Raw genomic sequence first — 23,349 nt, 5'->3', positions numbered from 1 at the left:
GACGCGCCCGGTCACCGGACCTCCCCCGGGGCGGGGGCGCCCCCACGGTCGCCCCGCCGCGCCTCCCGGGCGCGCCCGATCCACGCGCCCCACGCCCCGGCGCCGGCGGCGGGCATGGCCCAGGGCGTCGTGGTGCGGACCATCCGCGTGCCCGGCCGCTCGAGCCACCGGGTCACGACCGCGACCTCCTCGGGCGGCGCCCCGCACAGGGGGCCCGCGTCGGGCCGGACCGTCTCCGCCGAGGCCACCAGCGACTCGACGACCGGCATGGGCGGCACCCCGCGCCGGGCGCGTCCGGCGGCGGCGAGGCGCCCGTGCCGGACCACGGCGAGGTCCCACCCCCGCTCGCCGTCCGGCCTCGCGGCGATCATCTCCGGCGCTGCGGCGACCGCGGACAGGCGCTGGACCCGGCCGAGGGCGTGGGCGAGCTCGGCGAGGCGGTCGCGGTGGGCGGCCGCGTCCTCGAACCGCTCGGCCGCGGCGAGCTCGGTGACGGTGGCCGAGAGGCGTCGCAGCCCCGCGTCGTCGTTCCCCCGCACCAGCGCCCGGGCGTCGTCCACCACCGGGCGGTAGGCCTCGACGTCGAGGTGACCCGCGCACGGGGCCGCGCAACGGCCCATCTCGTGCAGGGCGCACGGCGTGCCCGACGCCCCGCGGGCCGGGATCCGCTGGGTGCACGGCCGCAGGCGCACTGCGTCCTGCAGCGCGGCGACCGCGTCCACGGCGTTCGGGCGGCGGGTGAAGGGCCCGATCGCGTCGGCTCGGGGCGTCCGGACCACCGACAGGCGCGGGAAGGGCTCGTCGGTGAGCGCCACCCACCACCCGCGGTGGGGGAAGCGGGAACGGCGGTTGTAGCGGGGGGCGTGCCCGGCGAGCAGGCGCAGCTCGCGGACCTCCGCCTCGAGAGCGTGGGCGCACACCACCCAGTCGACGCGTTCGACGAGACCGATCATCTCCTTGATGCGGGCCCGTTTGTCGCCGCCGGTGAAGTAGGAGCGCACGCGGCGGCGGAGCTCGCCGCTGGTGCCCACGTAGAGCACCTCGTCGCCGGGGCCGCGGAAGAGGTAGACGCCGGGCTGCTCGGGCACGGCGTCCGCGAGGTGGCGCTTGGCGCGTTGCGCGGGGCTGACCTCCACCTGCAGCGCGAGGAGGTCCTCCAACGTCGACACCCCGCGCCCGCCGACGCGCTCGAGCAGCCCGTGCAGCACGTCGACGGTGGCCTTCGCGTCGTCGAGGGCGCGGTGGACGGGGCGCGTGCGGGCGTGGAAGAGCGTCGCCAGCGCCGAGAGCCGGCACGACGGGGCCTCGTCGCGCGTCAGCACGCGGCGTCCGAGCCGCGCCGTGCACACGACCGCCGGGCGCGGCCACGACGGACCGTGGCGCCGGCAGGCGGCGCGCAGGTGTCCGATGTCGAACGGGGCGTTGTGCGCGACGAGCACGGCGCCGGCGCAGAACTCCAGGAACGCGCCCAGCACGTCGCGCAGCCGGGGAGCGCCGGTGACCATGGCCGTGGTGATGCCGGTGAGCTGGATGATCGCCGGCGGCACGGACACCCCCGGGTCGACCAGCGTGGCGAACTCGCCGACCACCTCGCCGCCGCGCACCTTGACCGCGCCGATCTCGGTGATCGCGTCGGAGTCGGGAGGGCCACCGGTCGTCTCCAGGTCGACCACGACGAACGTGACCGCCGACAGGGGCGTGCCGAGCTCGCCGAACGAGAGCTGGGGGTCCGGCCCGGTGACCGGACGGGCGGGTGCGTCCATCGCGGCGGGACGCTACGAGCGCCCCCCGACAGTCCCTGCCGGCCGCGCGGACGGGCCCGGTCGTGGGGCCGCGCCGGGACTAGCCTGACCGGTCATGGAGGCGTGCGGCGACGGCCCGGGAGGTCCGGGCACGACGGCACCCCCCGATGCCCCCGATGCCCCCGGCGCGGCGGACGGGGCGCCGGACGACGACGGGGTCGCCGTGGACGACGCGCCGGACGTTGCGGCGGAGGACGCGGTGGACGACGCGGCGCGGGCCGCGGTGCGCACCCGCCTCCTGGAGCAGGCCCCCGAGCCGGTGCGGGCCAAGGTGGCGGAGCTGGCGTCGGTCGCCGTCGGCAACATCCCGGTCACGGAGCTGCCCCCGCCGGTCCGGGCCGTGGCGCGGTTCGCCCCGGCCAAGCGGGCACGGGCCGGCGCGGCGCCCCTGCTCGCCGCCGTCGGGCGCACCGAGGGGTTCGCCGCGCGGATCGTCGGCTGGTGGACCGAGGAGCGCCCCGACGGTTGGAGCCCGCCGTCGCCCGATCCCGTGCACGCGGCCGCCGTCGCCGTGCTCGAGGGCCGCGAGGAGGGGTCCGGGCTGGTCCGCGACGTGGGCGACCGGCAGGACGCCGTCCGGGCCCGTGCCGAGCGCGATGCCGCGCTCGCCCGCGTCGAACGGCTCGAGGGGGAGGTGCGCAGGCTCACCGCCGAGCGCGACGAGGCCCGCGCCGCGGTGGGGTCCGTGGGCGAGGAGAACCGTGACGAGGTCGCCAAGCTGCGCGCCCGCCTGCGCGAGCAGGGCACGCGGGTGCGTCGGGCCGAGGACGAGGCGACGGCGCTGCGGGCGGCGCAGGAGGCGGGCGACGGCGGGCTGCGCGCCGAGCTGGAGGAGCTGCGCCGCGACCGTGATCGCCGGCGGGACGCCGCGGCCGCCGCCGAGGACCGGGCGCGCCGCGCCACCGAGGAGCTCGCCGGGGCGCGCCGCGCCTCGCTGGAGGCCCGCCGGGTCGACGACGCGCGCCTCGCCCTGCTCGTCGACACCGTCGCCGGCGCCGCCGAGGGCCTGCGCCGCGAGCTCGGCCTGCGGACGGCCGACCCCGGCGCCCGGCCGGCGGAGCTCGTCGGCGCCGGGTCCGGCGGGGCGCCGAAGGCCCGCGTCACCGACCCCGCCGCCCTCGACCGGCTGCTCGCGCTGCCCGAGGTGCACCTCGTCGTGGACGGCTACAACGTCACCAAGACCGGCTGGCCGGAGTTGTCCCTGGCCACCCAGCGGGAACGCCTCGTCGCGGCGGTCGCGCCCCTCGCGGCCCGGACGGGTGCCGAGACCACCCTGGTGTTCGACGGCGCCGGCATCACCAACGTGCCGACGCACTCCGTGCGCGGGGTGCGGGTGCTCTTCAGCGACGCGGGGGTCCTGGCCGACGACCTCATCCGCTCGCTCGTCGGCGCGGAGCCCGAGGGCCGCCCCCTGGTGGTGGTCACCTCCGACCGCGCGGTCGTCGACTCGGTGCGGCGGTCGGGTGCGCACCCGGTGCCCTCGAGCGTCCTGCTCAGCCGGTTGTCGCGCATCTGACCTGCGGTTCCGTCGGGCTGCGGGATCGACGCGGGCGGCGTTGTCGGGGGTCGCTCCTAGCGTGCGTGCCACGACCCCGGACCCGCCGGGGACTCCTGACCGGGAGGCCACCGTGCTCATCGACTGCGACTCCTGCGCCGTCCGCGACATCGCCTGCCACGACTGCGTCGTCGGCGTCCTGCTCGGCACGCCGTCCGTGCCGTCCGCCCCGCCGGCGGACGGGTCGGTGGTGCCGAGCGACGCGGCGCCCGGCGGCCCCCTGCCGCTGGAGTTCGGGCCCGTCGAGCAACGGGCGCTCGAGGTCCTCGCCGACCACGGACTGATCCCGCGGCTGCGGCTCGTGCCGCCGGCCCCGCCGCCCGAGGCCCCGCGCGAGCAGCGGGGAGCGCCCCGTCCGCGCCGGGCCCGGGACGCCGGGTGACGGCTCTGATCGGGCGCACGTCACGGCGGAGCGTGCTTCGCCCGGTGCGCGCCGGACCGTGGGCCGTCCGGGCGCCCGCCGTTCGACACCGCCCGGTGCGGGGCGCCGTCAGGCCTTCGATAATCTCCGCCCACCCACGCGGCGCCGGGTGCGCCGCCGGGGGTTCCGGATCGAGGCCGTCGGGGGCTGACGTGTCCGGCCCGAGGACGGTCGACGGCCGCCGGCGGGTCCGGGGACGCGGTCGTGCCAGACTGCGCAGAGAGGACCCGACGACGCGGTGGTGTCCCCCCGTTCCGCACGACGCGCCACCGAGCACCCTGCCGAGCACCCCGCTGGACGCTCCCGGCCCGCGGTCATCGTCCGAGGCGTCGTGCTGCTCCTGCTCGGGGTCCTGCTCGCGGCCGGAGCGGGGGTGGGGGCCGCGCCCGCGGGGACCGCACGGGCCGACCCCATCGTCCCGCCCGGAGCCTCCGACGCCGTCACGGCCCTCGCCCAGGCCAACGCCCGTGCGGCCGACGCCACGGAGGCGTCGATGGACGCGGCTGAGCAGCTCGGGGTGCGCCGGTCCGAGGCCGACCGCACCCGCCGCGAGGCCGACGACGCCCGCGAGGTGGCCGACGGCGCCCGCGCCGACCGCGACCGGGCCTTCGCCGAGGTCGACCCGGTCACCGCGGCCGCATTCCAGGGTGGCCAGCTCGACGCGCTCGGCGCGCTGCTGGGCAGCGAGTCCCCGCAGGCCTACCTCGACCGCACCAGCCTGCTCGACACGATCTCCACCGAGAACCAGAGGTTCGTCCAGCGCTTCCTCGACGCCACCGCAGCCGCCGAGGGCGCCGAGCGCGACGCCGGCGCCCGCGCCACCGACGCCGACCGGTCGGCCTCGGACGCGCAGCGCAGCGCGGACGACGCCCAGCGGCGCCGCGACGACGCCGACCGCGAGGTCGCCGCGGCGGAGGCGGCTCTCGCCGACGCGTCCCCGGCGACGCTGGCCGCGCTGCGCCGCGGCGGTACCACGAAGTTCCCCACGAACGTCCCAGGCTCCGGGATCGCGGTCGAGGCGCTGCGCGCGGCGCTGACCCAGCAGGGCAAGCCCTACGTCTGGGGCGCCACCGGGCCCTCGACGTTCGACTGCTCCGGGCTGGTGCAGTGGGCCTACCGACAGGTCGGGGTCGGGCTCCCGCGGGTGTCACGCCAGCAGGCCCTGGTCGGTGTGCCGGTCTCGATGGCCGACGCCCGCCCCGGCGACCTGCTGTTCTTCAACGACCCCGTCACCCACGTCGGCTTCTACGTCGGCGACGGCAAGTTCCTCGAGGCGCCGCAGTCCGGCGACGTCGTCAAGGTCTCCGACGTCCGCTCCAGCCTCACCGGCGTCCGGCGCATCGTCCTCTGAGCGGCCCCCGGGACGACGGTGTGATTGACACCGTCGTGGGCCGGGTCACAGGCTCGGGCTCGTGGACTCCGCCCAGACGATCACCGTGCCCCACCTCGGCTCCTCGACGATCGGGTACGCCCTGGGCGGCCCGTACGACGCGACGCTCCCGACGCTCGTCCTGGTCAACTCGTTCACGACCTCGGCGGAGCTGTACCGCCCGCAGTTCGCCGACGAGGAGCTGACCCGGACCGCGAACGTCCTCGCGATCGAGCCCTACGGCCACGGGGCCACGCGAGCCGGGTACGCCGACTACACCTACTGGGACAGCGCCGCGGCGGCGCTCCAGGTGCTCGACGCCCTCGGGATCGACCGTGCGTTCGTCCTCGGCACGTCCCAGGGCGGGTGGATCGCCGTCCGCATGGCCCTCCTCGCGCCCGACGTCGTCCGCGGCGTCATCCCGCTGGGCACGTCGATGGACTTCGAGAGCCCACGGAGCCGCGAGCTCGGGTGCTGGGACGGCATCGCGTTCCTCAGCCCGGCGATCGACGCCCTCGCCGAGCCCGTCGGCGACGACTGGGTCATCCCCGTCGAGCTGGTCGACGCGGTCCTGGCGGAGGGCTTCGGCGAGGACGTCGACCCGGACGAGCGCGCGTTCTGGCACGCGACCCACCAGCGCAACTACACCGGCGACGCCGGGCGCCGGCGGCTGCGGATCAGCTCGATCAACCTGCGGGACCGCGACGGGCTGCACGGTCGGCTCGACGCCGTGCGCTGCCCGGTGCTCTGGCTGCACGGCACCGACGACCGCGTGTACTCGGTCGCCAACGCCGAGGACGAAATCCCACGGTTCACGAGCTCCCCGCAGGCCGAGCTGCGGGTCGTCGACGGGGGCCAGCACTTCCTCAGCGCGACGCACCCGGAGGTCGTCAACGCGGCCACGGTGGAGTTCCTGCGCCGTTCGTCCTAGCGGCGTCCGGCCCGTGGCGGGCGGCGCGGAGACTCGTGCGAGGCTCCGCGGCGTGGCGCGCACGTTGCTGGTCACCAACGACTTCCCGCCCCGGCCGGGCGGCATCCAGTCCTACCTCCACGCGCTCGCCACCCGCCTCCCCGCCGACGAGCTCGTCGTCCTCGCCTCCACCTGGCGGCGCACGGACGAGGCACGGGAGGCGTGCCGGCGTTTCGACGCGGACCAGCCCTTCGAGGTCCACCGCCTGCCCACCACGATGATGCTGCCCACGCCGGGCGCGACGCAGCGCGCGGCGGAGCTGCTGCGCACGCGGGAGATCGACACCGTGTGGTTCGGCGCGGCGGCTCCCCTCGGGCTGATGGCGTCCGCGCTGCGCCGGGCCGGAGCACGCCGGATCCTCGCGAGCACCCACGGACACGAGGTCGGCTGGTCGATGCTGCCGGCCAGTCGCCAGGCGCTGGGGCACATCGGGCGCGAGAGCGACGTCGTCACCACGGTCAGTCGCTACACCCGCGGCCGGATCGCCCCGGCCCTCGGCCCGGACGCCGCCCTCGAACCGTTGCCGTCGGGGATCGACGGCGAACGCTTCCGGCCCGACCCCGGGGCCCGGGACGCGATCCGGCGCCGGTACGGGCTGGGGGAGCGGCCGCTCGTGGGCTGCGTGTCCCGGCTCGTGCGCCGCAAGGGGCAGGACGTGCTGATCGCGGCACTGCCCCACCTGCGCGGGAGCGTGCCGGGCGCCGCGCTGCTCATCGCGGGCGACGGCCCCGACCGCGATCGGTTGCGGCGACTGGCGCGCACCCACGACGTCGCCGACCACGTCGTGTTCACCGGCCCCATGGCACCCGACGAGGTCCCGGCGCACCACGCCGCCCTCGACGTCGGCGCCCTCCCGTGCCGCACCCTCGGGGGCGGGCTGGACGTCGAGGGCCTGGGCATCGTCCTGCTCGAGGCGCAGGCCAGCGGCGTGCCCGTCGTCGCCGGCCGCTCCGGCGGCGCCCCGGAGACCGTGCGGCCCGGCCGGACCGGGCGCCTCGTCGACGGCCGCGACCGCCGCGACGTCGCCGACACCCTCGCCGACCTGCTCGCCGACCCGGACGCCGCCCGGGCCATGGGCGAGGCGGGTCGGCGGTGGATGCGCGACGAGTGGACCTGGGAGTCCCGCGCCGCGCGCCTGCGCGCCCTCGCCGCCGGCTGAGCACCTCCCAGGCGGGTGATCAACGGGGACTTCGGGCGCATAGAAGCAGCGAGATACCCGTTCGCTGCGGAAACCCCGGGCCTCAGTGCTGCTCGTAGACCGCGTCGATGTCGGCGGCGCGGTTCTCGGCGATGACGTTGCGCTTGAGCTTCATCGTCGGCGTGAGCTCGCCGCTCTCCTCGGTGAAGTCGGTCGAGAGGATGCGCCACTGCTTGATGGCCTCGGCCTTCGAGACGGCCTTGTTCGCGTCGTCGATCGCCGCGGTGATCTCCGCCCGGATGTCGGGGTCGTCGGCGAGGGCGGCGGCGTCGGAGGAGTCCTTGCCGTGCTCGGTGCTCCAGCCGGGCAGCGCCTCGGGGTCGAGGGTGATCAGCGCGCCGACGTAGGGGCGGTTGTCGCCGACGACGAGCGCCTGGCTGACCAGGCGGTGGGCGCGGACGCGGTCCTCGAGCACGGCGGGGGCCACGTTCTTGCCGCCCGCGGTGACGATGAGCTCCTTCTTGCGGCCGGTGATCGAGAGGTAGCCCTCGTCGTCGAGGCTGCCGAGGTCGCCGGTGTGGAACCAGCCGTCGACGATGGTCGACGTCGTGGCCTCCTCGTTGTTCCAGTAGCCGCGGAAGACGACGTCGCCCTTCGCGAGGATCTCGCCGTCCTCGCCGATCGCGACCGTGATGCCCGGGATCGGCTTGCCGACGGTGCCGACCTTGATGCGGCCGCTCGGGTTCGCGGTGATCGCCGCGCTGGTCTCGGTGAGGCCATAGCCCTCGTGGATCGGCACGCCGATGCCGCGGAAGAAGTGGCCGATGCGCGCGCCGAGCGCCGAGCCGCCCGACACCGCGCCGATGCAGCGCCCGCCCAGCGCCGCGCGGAGCTTGCCGTAGACGAGCTTGTCGAACAGCCCGTGCTGCAGGCGCAGGACGATCCCCGGGCCGCCGGCGTCGAGGGCCTCGCTGTAGGAGACGGCCGTGGCCTCGGCGGCGTCGAAGATCCGCCCCTTGCCGTCGTTGTGGGCCTTGACCTTGGCGCCGTTGTAGACCTTCTCGAACACCCGGGGCACCGAGAGCAGGAAGTCCGGCCGGAACCGCGGGAGCTCGGTGGTCAGCTTCTTGGTGTCGGCGAAGTGGCCGATGGTGTAGCGGTACTCCTGCGCCGCGCACTGGATGACGCGGGCGAAGATGTGGGCGAGGGGGAGGAACAGCAGTGTCGAGTTGCCCGGGGTCATGAGGTCCCCGAAGGTCTCGGCCACGGCGCGCACCTCGAACAGCAGGTTGCGGTGGCTGATCTCGCAGCCCTTCGGGCGTCCGGTGGTGCCGGAGGTGTAGATCAGGGTCGCGAGGTCGTCGGCGTGCACGGCCGTGCGCCGCGCCTCGACCGTCGCGTCGTCGACGTCCGCGCCGGCCTCGCGCAGGCCGCCCACGGCGCCGTCGGCGCCGTCGATCTGCCAGACGTGCTCCAGCTCCGGGAGCTTCTCGCGCAGCGCGGAGACGATCGAGAAGTGCTCGTCGGACTCGACGATCACGCCGCGCGCGCCCGAGTCGGAGAGGCACCACTCGACCTGGTCGGACGAGGAGGTCTCGTAGATCGGCAGGGTCACCGCGCCGGCGGTCCAGAGCGCGTAGTCCAGCAGGGTCCACTCGTAGCGGGTCTTCGAGATCAGCCCGACCCGGTCGCCGGGCTGGATGCCCGCGGCCACGAAGCCCTTGGCGGTCGCGACCACCTCGTCGCGGAAGGCGGCGAAGGTGACGTCCTGCCACTGGTCACCCTGTAGGCGCTTGTAGGCGACGTCGCCACCGTGGGCGTCGGCGTTCGCCCAGGGTGCGGCGGTGAGGTTGTCGTCGTCGGCGACCTTCGCGATCGCCGGCTCCGTGTACTGCTGCATGTCGTCCACCACTCCTGCCCCGCGCGCCTCGCTGCGTCCGGCTGTGACCCTAGTCGCGGGGTCTACCTCCCGGTAGCCGGACATTTCGCCCAGCCATGTGGGACGTGAGCGATGGAGAAGGAGGGGTCCTGGGACGCTGGACGCGTGGCGAGCGTGGATGTGGTGGACGAGACGTTCCTCGCCGTGCCGCCCGAGCGCCTCGCGGCCGAGTTCGCCGACCCGGCGGCCTGGCGGCGGCTCTGGCCGGACCTCGCGCTGCGCGTCTTCGCCGACCGGGGCCCCCAGGGCGTGCGCTGGAGCGTCGTCGGCGATGCCTGGCGGGGCAGCATGGAGGTCTGGCTCGAGGCCGTCGGCGACGGCACGGTGCTGCACTACTTCCTGCGCGTCGACCCGGCGGACGGGACCCTCTCGCGGCGGGCGGCGACCCGCGAGGGGGTGCGCCGCCAGCGCGCGGCGAAGGCCCTCGCGTTCGCGCTCAAGGACCGTCTCGAGGCCGGTCGACCGCCGGGCGTGCCGCCGCTCCCGACCGGGGAGCGGTGAGGGCCCGATCACGCCGATCCGGCCCGGTGAGGGCCTGGTCACGGCGCTCCGGACGGGGTGTATGGGGCGTGACGTGCGCGTCGGGCTCGGCGGTAGCCTTCCGCGCCATGGCCGACGAGTCGACCCAGTCCATCACCATCGCGGCCCCGGCCGCCGATGTCCTCGGGGTCATCGCCGACTTCCCGGCCTACCCGGAGTGGGCTGACTCGATCACCTCGGCCTCGGTGCTCACGCACGACGACGAGGGACGTCCGGAGCAGGTCCGCTTCTCCCTGGACGCCGGTCCGATCAAGGACACCTACGTGCTGGCCTACGACTGGCAGGACGACGGCGTCACCTGGGACCTCGTCTCCGGACAGATGCAGCGCTCGCAGCGTGGCCGCTACCGGCTGGCGGAGGCCGGGGACGGCACCGAGGTCACCTACACCCTGTCGGTGGATCTCGCCGTGCCGCTGCCCGGCATGCTCAAGCGACGCGCCGAGAAGCGGATCATGGACCAGGCACTGACCGGGCTGAAGCGTCGCGTGGAGGGCTGAGTGCGGGTCCTGCTGTTCACCGGCAAGGGCGGGGTCGGGAAGACCACCACGGCGGCCGCGACGGCGGTGGCGCTCGCCCGTGGCGGGCGCAAGGTGCTCGTCCTGTCCGCGGACCCCGCGCACTCCTTGGGCGACGCGTTCGCCGCCCGTCTCGACGGCACGCCCGCCGAGGTCGCGCCCGACACCTTGCCGGGCCTGTTCGCGGCCCACATCGACACCCGCGCGCTGGTCGACGACGCCTGGGAGCCGCTGCGTGCCCAGCTGCGCACCCTGCTCGCGGGGGCCGGGGTCGACGAGATGGTCGCCGACGAGCTGACCGTGCTCCCCGGCGTCGAGGAGCTCCTCGCCCTCGAGGACGTGCGGCGCGCGACGGTCGACGGGCCCTGGGAGGTCGTGGTCGTCGACTGCGGACCGACCGCCGAGACCCTGCGGCTGCTCGCGCTGCCCGAGGCCCTCGGCTCCTACCTCGAGCGGTTGTTCCCGGCACACCGCCGGGCCGTCCGCGGGGTCCTCGCCGGACTCGCCGGCAGCAGCGCGACCGTCGCGAAGTGGGACGCCGCGGCGGCGTCGCTCTCGCGGCTGGCCGAGCAGCTCGCCGGCCTGCGCGACCTGCTCGGCGACCACCGCACCACCACGATCCGCCTGGTCCTCACCCCCGAACGGGTCGTCGCCGCCGAGACGCGACGCACCCTGACCGCGCTGGCCCTGCACGGCCTGCACGTCGACGGGATGGTGGCCAACCGTCTCGTCCCGGACGCCGGCAAGGGACGGGGCGCGGCCGCGAACTGGGTCCGGGCCCGGCGCGCCGAGCAGGAGGCGGTGCTCGCCGACCTCGCCGGCGCCGGCGGCGACGTCCCCGTCCGGCGTGTCGCCCACCACCCCGGCGAGCCGGTCGGCGTCGACGCCCTCGCCGACCTCGCCGACACCCTCTACGGCGACGACGACCCGCTCGACGGGCCGATCGGGCGGGCGCTCGTGGCCGTGCGGCGCACCGCCGGCACCGGGACGGAGCAGGACAGCGAGTTCGTGCTCGACCTGCACGTCGCGGGGATCGGTGACGCCGAGGTCGATCTCGCGCGCATCGGCGACGAGCTGGCCGTCACCGTCGACGGCCGCCGCCGGGCGGTCGCCCTGCCGCCGGTGCTGCGCCGCTGCGAGGTGACCGGCGCGGACCTCGCCGACGACCTGCTCTCGGTGGTCTTCCGCCCCGACCCGACGGTGTGGATGCGGTGACCGGCGCGGGGAGCGGTGCGGGTGACGCCGGCCGGGCCGCGCAGGAGCGCCTGACCGAGGAGGCCCGCGCGACGGCGTCGGCCCTGCTCGACTGGCTCGGCACGCGGATGGACGTGCCGACCGACGGGGCCCGCCCTCCGGGAGCCAACGGGCTGACGGGATCGCGCCGGCTGGGGATGCGCCCGCCGCAGAGCCCCGGCCCCTGCGCGTGGTGCCCGGTCTGCGCGCTCGTCGCGGCCCTGCGTGGCGAGCAGCCCGAGCTGACGGCGCGCCTCGCGGAGCAGGCGTCCGGGCTGATGATGTTGCTGCGGCTGATGCTGCAGACCCACCAGGACGCGGGGCACGGGCACACGCACGGGCACACGCACGGGGCGGCTCCTGAGGCGACTCCCGGCCCGGACGGTGCGCCGCCGCCCGGCTGGCCGGCCGAGTGGGGCGCGTGGGACGGCTGGGGCGCGACTCCGGGCTCCGCCGAGGACCACGCCGCCGAGGACCACGCCGCCGAGGACCACGCCGCCGAGGACCACGCCGCCGAGGACCACGCCGCCGAGGACCACGCCGCCGAGGACCACGCCGCCGAGGACCACGCCGCCGTCGGCGACGAGGTCCCCGACAGCACGGGCGACGGGATGCCGCCGGGAACGCCCGCGGCCTCCGGCGACGTCCGGGACGTCGGCCCCGCCACGGACGCCCGGGCACGGCGCAGGGTCCCGATCCGTCGGGCCTCGCCGCGGTCCGCTGCCTTCCGCGGCGCGGGTGGCGCCGGGACGTCGCCGTCGGAGACGCCGGGCGAGGGCACGAGCACCGCCCCAGAGGCGGGACGGACCGACGCCCGGCCCGAGCAGGACGCCACGCCGAACGGTGGTGCCCCGGTCGGCGCGCCTCGGCCGGGACCCCGGGCCTCCGGCGGCGGGCCCCGTCCGGCACCGCGCCGGGCGAGCGCCCGTCCCGCGGCGACGGGCCGGCCCGCGACGAGGGGCCGGCCGACGACCGCCGACCCGGCCGCGTCGGGTGCCGCCGCGCCGGGACGGGACGCCACGCCCACCGTCCCGCCGCGCCCGTCCGTCCAGCGCATCGCGATCCGCCGCCCCGCACGAGGGCCCGGCGCGGCCTCCGGGGACCCCCACGACACCGAGCCACCGTGCTGACGGTCGGCGTCGACGTCGGCGGGACGTCCGTGCGCGCCGCGGTGGTCGACGGCGACGGCCGGGTCCTGGCCGAGGCCGCGGCCCCGACCGCCCGGGAGGCGTCGGCGCTCGACGACGTGGTCGTCGAGCTGGTCGGCGGGCTCGCCACGACCCACCCCGTGCGCGCGGTCGGGCTGGCCGTGGCCGGGTTCGTCGACCCCGACCGGCGCACGGTCGCCTTCGGGGCCCACCTGCCGTGGCGCGACGACCCGGTGGTCGACCGCCTGGCCGAGCGGCTGGCCCTGCCCGTGGTCGTCGAGCACGACGCGAACGCCGCCGGGCTGGCCGAGCACCGGGTCGGCGCCGCCTCCGGCGCCTCGGTGGCCGTGCTGGTGGCGCTCGGCACCGGGATCGGCGCGGCCCTGTTGATCGACGGCGCCGTGTTCCGTGGTGCCCACGGCGTGGCCCCCGAGCTCGGGCACCTGACCGTGGTGCGGGGCGGGCGTCCCTGTCCCTGCGGCAAGTCCGGCTGCCTCGAGCGCTACTGCAGCGGCAGCGCGCTGGGCCGGTCGGCGGAGGAGCTGGTCGCCGCGACCGACGACTTCTCGGTGCTGCGCGCCGCCTGGGAACGGGCCGAGCCCCTGACCGGCCGCGACGTCGCGCGGGCCGCCGAGCAGGGTGATGCCCTGGCCGGTCGGGTGGTCGCGGAGTTCGCGGACTGGCTGGGCCAGGCGCTCGCCCTGGTCGCCGACGTCTTCGACCCCGACGTCGTCGTGGTGGGCGGCGAGGTGTCCGCGTCGGCGCCGCTCTACCTCGAGCGCGCGCGGCGCCGATACGCCCAGAAGGTCACCGGCGACGGGCACCGCCGGCTGGCCGACATCAGGACCGCCGAGCTGGGCGGTCGCGCCGGGGTGATCGGCGCGGCGCTGGACGCCCGGGAGCGCGCGGGCGTCTAGAGGATGGCGCCGTCGTCGGACCCGTCGTCGGACCCGCGGCCTCGCCGGAGGCCGAACACGAGCCAGCCCAGGCCGGCGGTCATCGCGAGCAGGCCGGGCACGATGCCCAGCCCGATGGGCCCGCCGAGCAGGCCGGGCACCGCGAGCAGGACCACCCCGACGATCAGCAGGCCGATGCCGAGCAGGCTGCTCAGACCGAGCCGGGGCAGCGGCGGCGGGTCCGGCGGCACGTAGTGCTCGTCCTCGGCGGGCCGCGCGGGCGGGGAGCGCCGGGCGTCGGGCACCGGCGGATCCACGCGGGGACCCGTGCCGGGACGCGGGGCGCGCCGGCCGGGCACGTCCCGCGGCGCGGGCTGCCCGCCGGGCGGGGTGGCGGTGCCGATCCCCGAGGACGGACCGTCGTCACGCGGGTCGGTCGCGGGGCGGCGGGGCGCGTCGGGGACGTCGGGCGCCTCGTCGGGCCAGCGCGGCGCGCCGTCGGCCGCCCAGTCGGCGACGATCGAGGCGAACGCGGCGTCGATGTCCTCGGGCAGGTCCGGACGGCGGGCACCACCCGCGTCGCGTCCCGCCGGGTCGGGGCGGGTCTGGTCCGGACCGTCGGGCTCGGGCGCGGTCATGCGGTGGTCCCTGTGGTGGTCCCGGCGGTGGTGCCGGAGATGGAGTCGGTCGAACCGCCGGTGCGGTCGGCGTGCACGCGGCGCACGAACGCCAAGCTGTCGGCGAAGATCGTCGGGGCGTCGTTGTCGAGGGTCGCGACGTGGTGGCTGTCGGCGAGCACGACGTCCGTGACGTCGTCGGAGCCGATGCCCTCGAGCACGAGCGTGCTGTTCACCGGCTCGACCACGTGGTCGGACGGCGAGTGGAACAGCAGCACGGGGCAGCGCACCCGCGGCAGGTCGGCGCGCACCAGCCGCCACAGCGCCGTGAGCGACACGGCCGCGCGGGTGGGCAGCCGGTCGTACGCGAGCTCGGTGACTCCCGGCTTGCGGATGTCGTTGGCGACGCCCGGCACCCACGGCACGACCCACTGGATGTACGGGGCGATCGCGGCGTCGCGCCGCAGCGTCGTGACCGACGGGTTGACCAGGGCGATGCCGGCCAGGTCGTCGCCGCGCTCCTGCGCGAGGCGCAGCGTCAGCGTGCCGCCCATGGACTGCCCGAACACGAACACCGAGCGGTACTCGCGCCGCAGGTCGTCGACCGCGCGCTCCACCTCGCCGTACCAGTCGGGCCAGCGCGTGCGGTTGAGGTCCTGCCAGCGCGTGCCGTGCCCGGGCAGGCGGGGCCCGCGGACGCCGACCCCCTCGCCGGCCAGGTACTCGCCCCAGGCGCGCATGCTCTGCGGCGTGCCGGTGAGCCCGTGGCTGAGCACGACACCGATCTCCCGCGAGCCGTCGCCGGGATCGGAGGCGAACGGCTCGGCTCCGGGCATCACGGGCACGTGGTTCCTCCGGGCGCGGCGGCGCGACGTCGGCACCCGCCGGGCGGGCGGGGGAGCGGATCGGGACCACCATCGTGGCACGTCCCACACGTCCGGGTCACGCGGTGGGGGTCGTGTCGCGCCGGACGGTTCCCCGGGGCGGTCCGGGGACGCCTACGCTCGGCGCAACGGACGGGCAGCGGGTCGACAGAGGGTCGACAGTGGGCCGAGGAAGTCACCACGCACCGGTGTCGGCAGCGGCGAGGAACGGAGCCCGGGTGCTGTACTGGATCATGAAATACGCCCTGCTCGGGCCGCTCATGCGCGTGGCGTTCCGCCCGCACGTCGAGGGCGCCGAGCACCTGCCGCGCCGCGGCGGGGCCCTGGTCGCGTCGAACCACCTCGCGGTGATCGACTCGTTCGTCCTGCCGCTGATGGTGCCCCGGCGGATGGCCTTCCCGGCCAAGTCCGAGTACTTCACCCAGCCCGGCCCCGTCGGCACGCTGAAGCGCTGGTTCTTCACCGGTATGGGCCAGGTGCCGATCGAGCGCGGCAACGGTCGCGCGGCGCGGGCGGCGCTCGACACCGGGATCGGCGTCCTGCGCGAGGGGCGGCTGTTCGGCATCTACCCGGAGGGCACCCGGTCGCCCGACGGCCGCCTCTACAAGGGCCGCACGGGCGTCGCCCGGATGGCGCTCGAGGCAGGCGTGCCCGTCGTCCCCGTCGCCATGATCGGCACGGACCGGGCCAACCCCGTCGGCTCCCGCTTCTGGCGGCCCTGCCGCATCGGCATCCGCATCGGGGAGCCCCTCGACTTCTCCCGCTTCCACGGGATCACCGACGACCGGCAGGTCGAGCGGGCGATCACCGACGAGGTCATGGACGCGGTGCGGGCGCTGTCCGAGCAGGAGTACGTCGACGTCTACGCGAGCACGATGAAGGACAAGGGCGCCGACGCCGAGGCGGCCTGAGCCCGTCGTGAGCGGCCCCGTCACGCGGCCGGGGGCCGCTGCGGACAGAATGCGCCCGTGGCCCGCTACTTCTACGACTGCGAGTTCATCGAGGACGGGACCACGATCGAGCTGGTCTCGGTGGGCGTGGTCGACGAGCAGGGCCACGAGTTCTACGCGATCTCCCGCCAGTTCGACCCGATGCGCGCCGGCCCGTGGGTGCGGAAGAACGTCCTGGACAAGCTGCCCCCGACCTCGGACCCGGCGTGGCGCAGCCGCCTGGCGATCCGGGAGGCGTTCTACGAGTTCGTGACCGCCGGCGAGGGCCCGGTCGAGCTGTGGGCCTGGTACGCGGCGTACGACCACGTGGCGATCGCCCAGCTCTGGGGCGCGATGCCGGACCTCCCGCGCGCGCTGCCCCGGTTCACCCGCGACCTGCGCCAGCGCTGGGACGACGTCGGGCGCCCGGAGCTCCCCGCGGCCCCCGCGGACGCGCACGACGCCCTCGCCGACGCCCGGCACAACCTCGCCCGCTGGCAGGTCATCGACGCCGCGTGGCAGCGGCTCCACGACGGGACGTCGCCCGCGGGGCGGTGACGGGCCGGGCGTCGCGGGGAACACGTCGGGCCCCGACGGGCCACGACTACGCTGGGCGATGTGTGGTCCGTCGACCTTCCCGTGGATGCCCTGCCCGGCCTGCCCCCGCTCTCCGCCGAACTGCGCGAGCGTCTCGATGCCGCCCTCGCGCGCCCCGCGGCGCAGCAGCCCGACTGGCCGGACGAGCAGGCGGTGACCGACGTCCGCACGGTGCTCGAGCACGTGCCGCCGATCACCGTGCCCGCGGAGGTCGACCGGTTGCAGACCCAGCTCGCGGCGGTTGCCCGCGGGGAGGCGTTCCTGCTGCAGGGCGGCGACTGCGCCGAGACCTTCGCCGACAACACCGAGCCGCACCTGCGCGGCAACATCCGCACGCTGCTGCAGATGGCCGTGGTGCTGACCTACGGCGCGTCGCTGCCGGTGGTCAAGATCGGGCGGATCGCCGGGCAGTACGCCAAGCCCCGCTCGGCGCCGATCGACGCCCTCGGCCTGCCGTCCTACCGGGGCGACATGGTCAACTCACTGGCCGCCAACGCGGAGCGCCGCGTCCCGGACCCGGGCCGGATGATCCGTGCCTACGCCAACGCGGGCGCCGCGATGAACCTGGTGCGGGCGCTGACCAGCGGCGGGATGGCCGACCTGCACGAGGTGCACGACTGGAACCGCGAGTTCGTGCGCACCTCCGCGGCCGGCGAGCGCTACGAGGCGGTGGCCGCGGAGATCGACCGGGCGCTGCGGTTCATGTCCGCGGCCGGGGTCACCGACCACTCGCTGCGCCACACCGAGATCTTCGCGTCGCACGAGGCGCTCGTGCTCGACTACGAGCGCGCGCTGCTGCGGCTGGACTCCCGCGTGGAGGCCACGAGCAGCGACGACGCCCGGCTGTTCAGCCTGGGTGCGCACTTCCTGTGGATCGGGGAGCGCACGCGGGCGCTCGACGGCGCCCACATCGCCTTCGCCGAGCTGCTGGCCAACCCGATCGGGCTCAAGATCGGGCCGGGCACGACTCCGGAGCAGGCCGTCGAGTACGTGGAGCGCCTCGACCCGCACCGCCAGCCCGGTCGGCTCACCCTGATCAGCCGCATGGGCGCGGGCAAGGTCCGCGACGTGCTGCCCGGCATCGTCGAGAAGGTCACCGCCTCGGGCCACCAGGTGATCTGGCAGTGCGACCCGATGCACGGCAACACCGTCGAGGCCACCACCGGCTACAAGACCCGGCACTTCGACGCCGTGGTCGACGAGGTCCAGGGGTTCTTCGAGGTCCACCAGCGCCTGGGCACCCACCCCGGCGGCATCCACGTCGAGCTCACCGGCGAGGACGTCACCGAGTGCCTCGGCGGTGCCCAGGACATCTCCGACACCGACCTCGCGGGCCGCTACGAGACCGCCTGCGACCCGCGCCTGAACACCCAGCAGTCCCTCGAGCTCGCCTTCCTCGTGGCGGAGATGCTGCGCGGCTGAGGGTTGTCAGCGAAGTGCCGTCGCTGACGCTCAGCGTCCGTATCGGGACTTCGATCACCTGGGACGGGGGCGTCAGCCCGGGAACCCGAGACCCCAGCCGGCGGCCCCGGCCGCGATGGTCGCGATCGCCTCGAGCAGCAGCCACGCCGCGAGCAGGCGCCGCGACCGCGACCGTGCCCGCCGGCGCTCGATCTGCTCGATGGCGACGTCGATGTCGTCGACGGGGTCGTCGGGACCGCGCCGTCGGCGGGTGGACCGGGTCTCGTCCACCGCGTCGTCGTCGGGCTCGTCGACCTCGTCGTCGACCCAGGGCGCGTCCTCGCCGTCGGCGTCGTCCGCGTCGTCCCACTCGCCCTCCACCACCGGCGGCGGGCGGCGACCGCGGGGCGCGGCCGGCGCCTCCGGCTCGAGGTCCAGCAGCCGCGTGCCCCGCAGGGGCCGCGAGCCGTTCGCCCCGCGGCGGCGGCGGGGCGGCGGCACGGTGAGGAACGGCAGGTCCGCGTCCATCCGGACGCCGCGGGCGGCGGCCAGGAACGCCTCGGCGTCGGCGAGGCGGGCGTCCGGGTCGCGGCGGGTGGCCGCCGCGACGAGGCGGTCGAGCGCCCTCGGGATGCCCCCGGCGAGGCCCGAGGGCGGTGGGACGTCGACGTGCACGTGACGGCGGGCGACCTCGACCGCGTCGTCGCCGCCGTGGGGCGGGACGCCGGTGAGCAGCTCGAACAGCACCACGCCCGTCGCGTAGAGGTCGCTGCGCTCGTCGGCGCGGCCGTCGGTGACCTGCTCGGGGGCCAGGTAGGCGACGGTGCCGAGCACCAGCTCGCCGGACTCCTCGGGGTCGCCGGGTTCGGCGCCCGCCTCCCACGCCGCGGCCACCAGACCGAAGTCGGCGACCTTGACCGCCCCGTCGCTGCCGACGAGCACGTTCTCGGGCTTGACGTCGCGGTGGACGAGCCCGCGGTCGTGGGCGACCTGCAGCGCGGTCACCACCTGCTCGACGACCGTCAGCGCCGCCGCGGGGTGCAGGCGCCCCTGCTCCCGCAGGACGTCGCGCAGGGTCCCGCCCTCGACCAGCTCGAGGACGAGGAAGACGGTGCCGTCGTCGTCGCGCCCCTGGTCGTGCACGGCGACGATGCCCGGGTGCGCGAGCCGGGCCGCCGCCCGCGCCTCGCGCTCGAAGCGCCGCACGAACGCCGGGTCGGCGGCGAGCTCGCGGTCGAGCACCTTGATCGCCACGGGCCGGTCGAGGCGCAGGTCCGACCCGCGGTGCACCACCGACATCCCGCCCCGCGCGATCACCCCGTCCACGCGGTAGCGCCCCTCCAGCACCGTCCCCTCGGGGTGGGCGGTGGGAGCGGCCATGGCCCCGATGCTACGAGGACGGCGGTGACCTGCGGGGATCCTCGGACGCGACGCGCGGCGCCCCGTCCGGGTGGGCCTAGTGTCCTCGCGGTGACGACCTGGCTGCTCGTGCCCGGCGCCGGCGGCGCGGGCTGGTACTGGCACCTCGTGGCCGACCGGTTGCGGGCCCGCGGCGACACGGCGATCGCGGTGGACCTGCCCGCCGACGACCCCGCGGCGGGCATCCCGCGCTACGTCGAGGTGGCGCTCGAGGCGCTGGGTGACCGGCCGGACCCCGTCGTCGTGGGGCAGTCCCTGGGCGGGCCGACCGCGGTCGAGATCGCGCGGCGCATGCAGGAGACGGAGCGGAGCGGAGCTGGACCATCGAGCTCCGTCCGGCACCTCGTCCTGGTCAACGCCATGATCCCGGCCGTCGGCGAGAACCCGGGGGACTGGTGGACCGACTCGGGCCACCGGGCGGCGAAGGAGGCCGCGGTCCGCGCCGCGGGGCGGGAGGACGCGGGTTTCGACGAGGCCTGGGAGTTCCTGCACGACGTCCCCGCCGACGTCGCGGCCGCCGGTGCCGAGCACCAGCGCGAGCAGTCCGGCGGCCCGTTCTCCGACGGCTGGTCTCTGTCCGCGTGGCCCGACGTCCCGGTCACGGTCGTCGTGGGTCGCGACGACCGGTTCTTCCCCGCCGACTTCCAGGTCCGGCTGGCCCGCGAGCGCGCCGGTGTGGAGCCGCACGTGCTCCCCGGCGGGCACCTGCTCGCCCTCGCGGACCCCGACGGGCTCGTCCGCGTGCTCGTCGACGCGAGCGGCGGCTGACGCCAGGGCGTTTCGGGGTCCGCCGTACGCCCTTCCTCTGGCACAGTGACGCGCGTGTCCGAGTCCGTCGCCGCCGTCGTGGGCCACGACATCGAGGTCGTGTCGCTCGCCCAGTGTGCCGAGCGTCTGGGCGTGCCCCGCACGCGCGTCAGCCAGATGATCAAGCAGGGCCAGCTGCTGGGCGTGCGCGAGGGCGACCGGTGGATCGTGCCCGCCGCGTTCCTCACCGACGACGGGGTGGTCAAGGGCCTGCCCGGCACCATCTCGCTGCTGCGCGACGGCGGCTACGCCGACGGCGAGATCCTGCGCTGGCTGTTCGCCGACGACGAGTCCCTGCCGGGGATGCCGATCGACGCGCTGCGCTCGGACCGCGGCCGCGAGGTCAAGCGTCGCGCCCAGGCGATGGCCTTCTAGGCCGGGGCGGACGGCCTCCCGGGCCGCGCGAGCAGACCGCCGAGGGCATCGCCGAGCACGCCGTGGGCCCGCAGTGTCGCCACGATCCGCAGCGTCCGCCGGGGTCCGAGCCGCCGGAGCAGCGCCGCGCCGATCGCGGGGCCCGTCCGGGCGCGGACGCGGTCGTCGCCGTCCGTGGGCGTGATCTCGATCAGGGTCGGGAGGTCGCCCGCGACCCCGGCCTCGGCGCACCAGGCCGTCACCCGGTAGTCCGCCAGCGGCAGGACGTCCACCTCCGTGACCGCCGCGGCGACCGCCCGGCAGCGTGCGCAGGACGCGTCGACGCCGAGGACGAGGTCGGTCACACCGGGGTTGGTAGCACGCGGCGGCGCCACCGGGTACCGACCGCCCGGGCCAGGCCGGGCAGCGCGACCGCCGCCCGCCGGCCGGTGCCGACGGCGACCCGTCCGCCCAGCACGTCGTAGTCGGCCGCGACGATCTGGTCGAGGATGCCGCCGTAGAGAACGTGGGCGGTGCGGACGCAGGGCCGGGACACGGGGTGCAGGAGCGCGATGCCGCGCTCGGCGCGGCGGTAGACCGCCCGGGTGCGCGCGACGAGGTGGGCCAGGGCGCGCCGGACCCGCGGGTCGGTGCGGCCGGTCCGGCGGCAGCGGTCGAGCAGGTCGCGGTCCACGCCGAAGGCGGCGAGCTCGTCGCGCGGGAGGTAGACACGCCCGCGGTCGAGGTCCTCGCCGACGTCCCGCAGGAAGTTCGTCACCTGGAACGCGACGCCCAGGTCGGCGGCGTACGGGGCGGCCTCCTCGCGGGGCACGACCGTGCCCAGCACCGGCAGCACCTGCAGGCCGATGACCGCGGCCGAGCCGTGCACGTAGCCGGCGAGGTCGTCGAACGTCGCGTACTCGGTGACCGTGAGGTCCATGGCCATCGAGTCCATGAAGTCCTCGAGGTGGCGGTGCTCGATGCCGTACCGCGCGACCGTGTCGGCCAGCGCCGCCACCACCGGCTCGCCCTCGGCCACCAGCGCCCGCGGGTCGGTGCCGGCGAGCCCGCGGCGCATCCGGGCGCGGACCTCCTCCAGCCGGGCCGCGACGGCGGCGGGGGAGGCGTCGGCCGCGGGGTCGTCGACGACGTCGTCGGCCATCCGCGCGAACCCGTAGAGCGCGTGGATCGCGGGACGCTGGGCGGGCGCGAGCAGGCGGGTGGCCAGGAAGTACGTGCGCCCGTGGGCCGCGTTGAGCCCCCGGCAGCGGGTGTAGGCCGCGCGCAGGGCGGGGTCGGCGACGCCGGCGGCGTCGAGCTCCGCGGTGCTCATCCCGTGATCCGGGCGGCGGCGAGCTTGCCGGACACCAGCACCGTCGGGACCCCGACGCCCGGCGTCGTCCCCGAGCCGGCCAGCACGACGTTGCCCTCGCCCCGCACGAGGTTGCGCGACCGGAAGGGGCCGGTCTGGGCGAACGTGTGGGCCGCCGAGAAGGGCGTGCCCGCGGCGAGGCCGAGGGCGGACCAGTCGGCGGGGGTGATGGTGTGCTCGACGACCGGCTCGCCCAGCGTGATCCCGCGCCCGCCCAGGAGCCCGCGCAGCTCGTCGCGGTAGCGCGGGCCGATCCGCTCCCAGTCCAGCGGCGCGACCTCGGTGTTGGGGCACGGCGCGAGGACGCTGACGTACTCGTGGCCGGCGGGCGCCAGCGAGGGGTCCGTCGCGGTCGGGTGCGTGATCAGCAGCGACGGGTCGGACATCAGCCGGCCCTCGGTGATGATCTCGTCGAACGTGCCGGCCCAGGCGTCGCCGAACGAGATCGTGTGGTGGCCCAGCCCCGTCCCCGCCGGCACCCCGGCGTGCCAGACGAACGCCGACGGCGACCAGCGCAGCGGCACCGCCCGGCGCGGCGTGCGACCCAGCAGGGCGTGCGCCGCGGGGAGGTCGCAGGTCAGGACGACGGCGTCGGCGGCGAGGCGCTCGCCGTCGGCGCCCGGGTCGCCGGTGGGGACGGTGCGCAGCGCACGCACGCGCCCGCCCGCGCGTTCCAGCCCGGTGACCGTGGTGCCGTAGCGGAACTCGGCGCCCGCGTCGGCGGCCGCGTCGGCCAGCGCCTGCGGCAGCGCCCGGACACCGCCGCGCGGGAACGAGACGCCCGCGATCGTGTCCATGTAGGCGATGACGGCGTAGGCGGCGAGCGCCCGCGCCGGCGGCACGCCCGCGTAGAGCGCCTGGAAGGAGAAGACGCGCCGCAGGCGCTCGTCGGCGAGGAAGCTCCCGATCCTCGGCCCGAGCCGGCCGAAGCCGCCGAGCACGCCGAGCCGCGCCAGCTCGGGGGACAGGACGTCGAGCGGGGTGTCGAAGTTGGCGTCGATGAACGTCGCCATCTGCACGCGGTACAGCTCGGTGAGCCAGGCCCGCATCCGGCGGTAGCCGTCCGCGTCGGCGGCCGAGACCTTCTCCCGGATCTCCTGTTCCATCGCGCCCGGCTCGGTGTGGACGTCGATGGCGCTGCCGTCGGCGAACCGCGCGTGGTACGCCGGGTGCAGGTCGACCAGGTCGAGGCGGTCCCCGAGCTTCTCCCCGACCGCCCCCAGGGCCTCCTCGACCAGCTCCGGCATCGTGATGACGGTCGGGCCGGTGTCGAGGTGGAAGCCCTGGAGATCGAGGCGCCCGGCGCGACCGCCGGGGGTCGGGTCGCGCTCGACGACCGTGACGCGGCGTCCCGAACCGAGCAGGTGCAGCGCGGTCGCCAGCCCGGCGAGGCCGGCGCCGACGACCACGACGTGGTCGGTGGGGGACTGGACGGTGCGCATG

The 23,349-nt window shown here is 76.3% G+C and carries 23 protein-coding genes; 15 read left to right on the top strand and 8 right to left on the bottom strand.

Translation table 11 applies throughout. The annotated features are described in order from the left end of the window. Positions 1 to 11 precede the first annotated feature (11 nt). A complete protein-coding gene (locus ACR9E3_RS22430; RefSeq protein WP_460382756.1) occupies positions 12 to 1,763 on the bottom strand; it encodes a DEDD exonuclease domain-containing protein in 1,752 nt (583 codons plus the stop codon). 94 nt (positions 1,764 to 1,857) lie between these two features. On the opposite strand from ACR9E3_RS22430, the gene ACR9E3_RS22425 reads away from it, so the two are divergent. The 5 genes from ACR9E3_RS22425 to ACR9E3_RS22405 all read left to right on the top strand — a co-directional run bounded on the left by ACR9E3_RS22425 (position 1,858) and on the right by ACR9E3_RS22405 (position 7,276). Next, complete coding sequence (locus ACR9E3_RS22425) at positions 1,858 to 3,318, top strand: NYN domain-containing protein (protein WP_460382755.1); 1,461 nt, start codon at positions 1,858 to 1,860, stop codon at positions 3,316 to 3,318. A 61-nt stretch (positions 3,319 to 3,379) separates the two neighbouring features. Beyond that, positions 3,380 to 3,739, top strand: a complete 360-nt coding sequence (locus ACR9E3_RS22420) for a hypothetical protein (RefSeq protein WP_460382754.1) — start codon at positions 3,380 to 3,382, stop codon at positions 3,737 to 3,739. A gap of 370 nt (positions 3,740 to 4,109) precedes the next feature. Continuing rightward, a complete protein-coding gene (locus ACR9E3_RS22415; RefSeq protein ID WP_460382753.1) occupies positions 4,110 to 5,129 on the top strand; it encodes a C40 family peptidase in 1,020 nt (339 codons plus the stop codon). Between the two features lie 61 nt (positions 5,130 to 5,190). After that, positions 5,191 to 6,078 (top strand): alpha/beta fold hydrolase, encoded by an 888-nt coding sequence (locus ACR9E3_RS22410; protein WP_460382752.1) that lies wholly within the window; start codon positions 5,191 to 5,193, stop codon positions 6,076 to 6,078. Positions 6,079 to 6,130: 52 nt separating this feature from the next. Then, a complete protein-coding gene (locus ACR9E3_RS22405; protein WP_460382751.1) occupies positions 6,131 to 7,276 on the top strand; it encodes a glycosyltransferase family 4 protein in 1,146 nt (381 codons plus the stop codon). Positions 7,277 to 7,358: 82 nt separating this feature from the next. Here ACR9E3_RS22405 and ACR9E3_RS22400 read toward each other — a convergent pair whose 3' ends face one another. After that, positions 7,359 to 9,155: an AMP-dependent synthetase/ligase gene (locus ACR9E3_RS22400; protein ID WP_460382749.1), complete on the bottom strand. Its 1,797-nt coding sequence runs from the start codon at positions 9,153 to 9,155 to the stop codon at positions 7,359 to 7,361. 111 nt (positions 9,156 to 9,266) lie between these two features. On the opposite strand from ACR9E3_RS22400, the gene ACR9E3_RS22395 reads away from it, so the two are divergent. The 5 genes from ACR9E3_RS22395 (at position 9,267) to ACR9E3_RS22375 (ending at position 13,547) form a co-directional block, all read left to right on the top strand. Then, positions 9,267 to 9,695 carry a polyketide cyclase / dehydrase and lipid transport gene (locus ACR9E3_RS22395; RefSeq protein WP_460382748.1) on the top strand — a complete coding sequence of 143 codons (429 nt, stop codon included), beginning with the start codon at positions 9,267 to 9,269 and terminating at the stop codon, positions 9,693 to 9,695. A 107-nt stretch (positions 9,696 to 9,802) separates the two neighbouring features. Further along, positions 9,803 to 10,231 (top strand): SRPBCC family protein, encoded by a 429-nt coding sequence (locus ACR9E3_RS22390; RefSeq protein ID WP_460382747.1) that lies wholly within the window; start codon positions 9,803 to 9,805, stop codon positions 10,229 to 10,231. Next, positions 10,232 to 11,464, top strand: coding sequence for an ArsA family ATPase (locus ACR9E3_RS22385; RefSeq protein WP_460382745.1), 1,233 nt, complete (start codon positions 10,232 to 10,234; stop codon positions 11,462 to 11,464). Next, positions 11,461 to 12,612 (top strand): hypothetical protein, encoded by a 1,152-nt coding sequence (locus ACR9E3_RS22380; RefSeq protein WP_460382743.1) that lies wholly within the window; start codon positions 11,461 to 11,463, stop codon positions 12,610 to 12,612. The genes ACR9E3_RS22385 and ACR9E3_RS22380 overlap by 4 nt, the downstream gene beginning before the upstream one ends. Then, positions 12,606 to 13,547, top strand: a complete 942-nt coding sequence (locus ACR9E3_RS22375; RefSeq protein ID WP_460382742.1) for an ROK family protein — start codon at positions 12,606 to 12,608, stop codon at positions 13,545 to 13,547. The genes ACR9E3_RS22380 and ACR9E3_RS22375 overlap by 7 nt, the downstream gene beginning before the upstream one ends. Here ACR9E3_RS22375 and ACR9E3_RS22370 read toward each other — a convergent pair. Beyond that, positions 13,544 to 14,164 carry a DUF308 domain-containing protein gene (locus ACR9E3_RS22370; RefSeq protein WP_460382741.1) on the bottom strand — a complete coding sequence of 207 codons (621 nt, stop codon included), beginning with the start codon at positions 14,162 to 14,164 and terminating at the stop codon, positions 13,544 to 13,546. The two genes, ACR9E3_RS22375 and ACR9E3_RS22370, sit on opposite strands and share 4 nt — an antisense overlap. Further along, the gene (locus tag ACR9E3_RS22365; protein ID WP_460382740.1) at positions 14,161 to 14,988 is read right to left on the bottom strand and encodes an alpha/beta hydrolase; all 828 of its coding nucleotides are present in this window, start codon (positions 14,986 to 14,988) and stop codon (positions 14,161 to 14,163) included. The genes ACR9E3_RS22370 and ACR9E3_RS22365 overlap by 4 nt, the downstream gene beginning before the upstream one ends. Positions 14,989 to 15,245: 257 nt before the next feature. Here ACR9E3_RS22365 and ACR9E3_RS22360 point away from each other — a divergent pair, with 257 nt between their 5' ends. The 3 genes from ACR9E3_RS22360 to ACR9E3_RS22350 are packed head-to-tail and all read left to right on the top strand — an operon-like array spanning position 15,246 to position 17,975. Continuing rightward, the gene (locus tag ACR9E3_RS22360; protein WP_460382739.1) at positions 15,246 to 15,938 is read left to right on the top strand and encodes a lysophospholipid acyltransferase family protein; all 693 of its coding nucleotides are present in this window, start codon (positions 15,246 to 15,248) and stop codon (positions 15,936 to 15,938) included. 57 nt (positions 15,939 to 15,995) lie between these two features. Then, positions 15,996 to 16,514, top strand: coding sequence for a polyadenylate-specific 3'-exoribonuclease AS (locus ACR9E3_RS22355; protein WP_460382738.1), 519 nt, complete (start codon positions 15,996 to 15,998; stop codon positions 16,512 to 16,514). 60 nt (positions 16,515 to 16,574) lie between these two features. Continuing rightward, positions 16,575 to 17,975, top strand: a complete 1,401-nt coding sequence (locus ACR9E3_RS22350; RefSeq protein ID WP_460382736.1) for a class II 3-deoxy-7-phosphoheptulonate synthase — start codon at positions 16,575 to 16,577, stop codon at positions 17,973 to 17,975. Positions 17,976 to 18,047: 72 nt separating this feature from the next. Here ACR9E3_RS22350 and ACR9E3_RS22345 read toward each other — a convergent pair whose 3' ends face one another. Next, positions 18,048 to 19,334: a protein kinase domain-containing protein gene (locus ACR9E3_RS22345; protein WP_460382735.1), complete on the bottom strand. Its 1,287-nt coding sequence runs from the start codon at positions 19,332 to 19,334 to the stop codon at positions 18,048 to 18,050. Between the two features lie 90 nt (positions 19,335 to 19,424). On the opposite strand from ACR9E3_RS22345, the gene ACR9E3_RS22340 reads away from it, so the two are divergent. Further along, positions 19,425 to 20,141: an alpha/beta fold hydrolase gene (locus tag ACR9E3_RS22340; protein ID WP_460382733.1), complete on the top strand. Its 717-nt coding sequence runs from the start codon at positions 19,425 to 19,427 to the stop codon at positions 20,139 to 20,141. Between the two features lie 54 nt (positions 20,142 to 20,195). Next, complete coding sequence (locus ACR9E3_RS22335; protein ID WP_460382731.1) at positions 20,196 to 20,555, top strand: Rv2175c family DNA-binding protein; 360 nt, start codon at positions 20,196 to 20,198, stop codon at positions 20,553 to 20,555. On the opposite strand, the gene ACR9E3_RS22330 is transcribed toward ACR9E3_RS22335, so the two are convergent. Genes ACR9E3_RS22330 through crtI form a run of 3 tightly spaced genes read right to left on the bottom strand, consistent with a single transcriptional unit; the run spans position 20,552 to position 23,348 of the window. Continuing rightward, positions 20,552 to 20,899 carry a hypothetical protein gene (locus tag ACR9E3_RS22330; RefSeq protein ID WP_460382730.1) on the bottom strand — a complete coding sequence of 116 codons (348 nt, stop codon included), beginning with the start codon at positions 20,897 to 20,899 and terminating at the stop codon, positions 20,552 to 20,554. The two genes, ACR9E3_RS22335 and ACR9E3_RS22330, sit on opposite strands and share 4 nt — an antisense overlap. Further along, entirely contained in the window at positions 20,896 to 21,867 is a 972-nt protein-coding gene (locus ACR9E3_RS22325) for a phytoene/squalene synthase family protein (protein WP_460382728.1), read from the bottom strand. Before ACR9E3_RS22325 ends, ACR9E3_RS22330 begins: the two co-directional genes overlap by 4 nt. After that, positions 21,864 to 23,348 carry a phytoene desaturase family protein gene (gene crtI, locus ACR9E3_RS22320; RefSeq protein WP_460382727.1) on the bottom strand — a complete coding sequence of 495 codons (1,485 nt, stop codon included), beginning with the start codon at positions 23,346 to 23,348 and terminating at the stop codon, positions 21,864 to 21,866. The genes ACR9E3_RS22325 and crtI overlap by 4 nt, the downstream gene beginning before the upstream one ends. Position 23,349: the final 1 nt, after the last annotated feature.

This window comes from Actinomycetospora sp. C-140 (genome assembly GCF_054796175.1).
The sequence above is the reverse complement of the archived record's forward strand: the minus strand, read 5'-3'. Positions and strand labels throughout refer to the sequence as shown.

What these genes read in the sequence shown, in the direction of transcription:
- ACR9E3_RS22425 (WP_460382755.1), top strand. Translation starts at nt 1,858, where the DNA reads ATGGAGGCGTGCGGCGACGGCCCGGGAGGTCCGGGCACGACGGCACCC.
- ACR9E3_RS22390 (WP_460382747.1), top strand. Translation starts at nt 9,803, where the DNA reads ATGGCCGACGAGTCGACCCAGTCCATCACCATCGCGGCCCCGGCCGCC.
- ACR9E3_RS22345 (WP_460382735.1), bottom strand. Translation starts at nt 19,334, where the DNA reads ATGGCCGCTCCCACCGCCCACCCCGAGGGGACGGTGCTGGAGGGGCGC.
- ACR9E3_RS22370 (WP_460382741.1), bottom strand. Translation starts at nt 14,164, where the DNA reads ATGACCGCGCCCGAGCCCGACGGTCCGGACCAGACCCGCCCCGACCCG.
- ACR9E3_RS22430 (WP_460382756.1), bottom strand. Translation starts at nt 1,763, where the DNA reads ATGGACGCACCCGCCCGTCCGGTCACCGGGCCGGACCCCCAGCTCTCG.
- crtI (WP_460382727.1), bottom strand. Translation starts at nt 23,348, where the DNA reads ATGCGCACCGTCCAGTCCCCCACCGACCACGTCGTGGTCGTCGGCGCC.
- ACR9E3_RS22400 (WP_460382749.1), bottom strand. Translation starts at nt 9,155, where the DNA reads ATGCAGCAGTACACGGAGCCGGCGATCGCGAAGGTCGCCGACGACGAC.
- ACR9E3_RS22325 (WP_460382728.1), bottom strand. Translation starts at nt 21,867, where the DNA reads ATGAGCACCGCGGAGCTCGACGCCGCCGGCGTCGCCGACCCCGCCCTG.
- ACR9E3_RS22395 (WP_460382748.1), top strand. Translation starts at nt 9,267, where the DNA reads ATGGAGAAGGAGGGGTCCTGGGACGCTGGACGCGTGGCGAGCGTGGAT.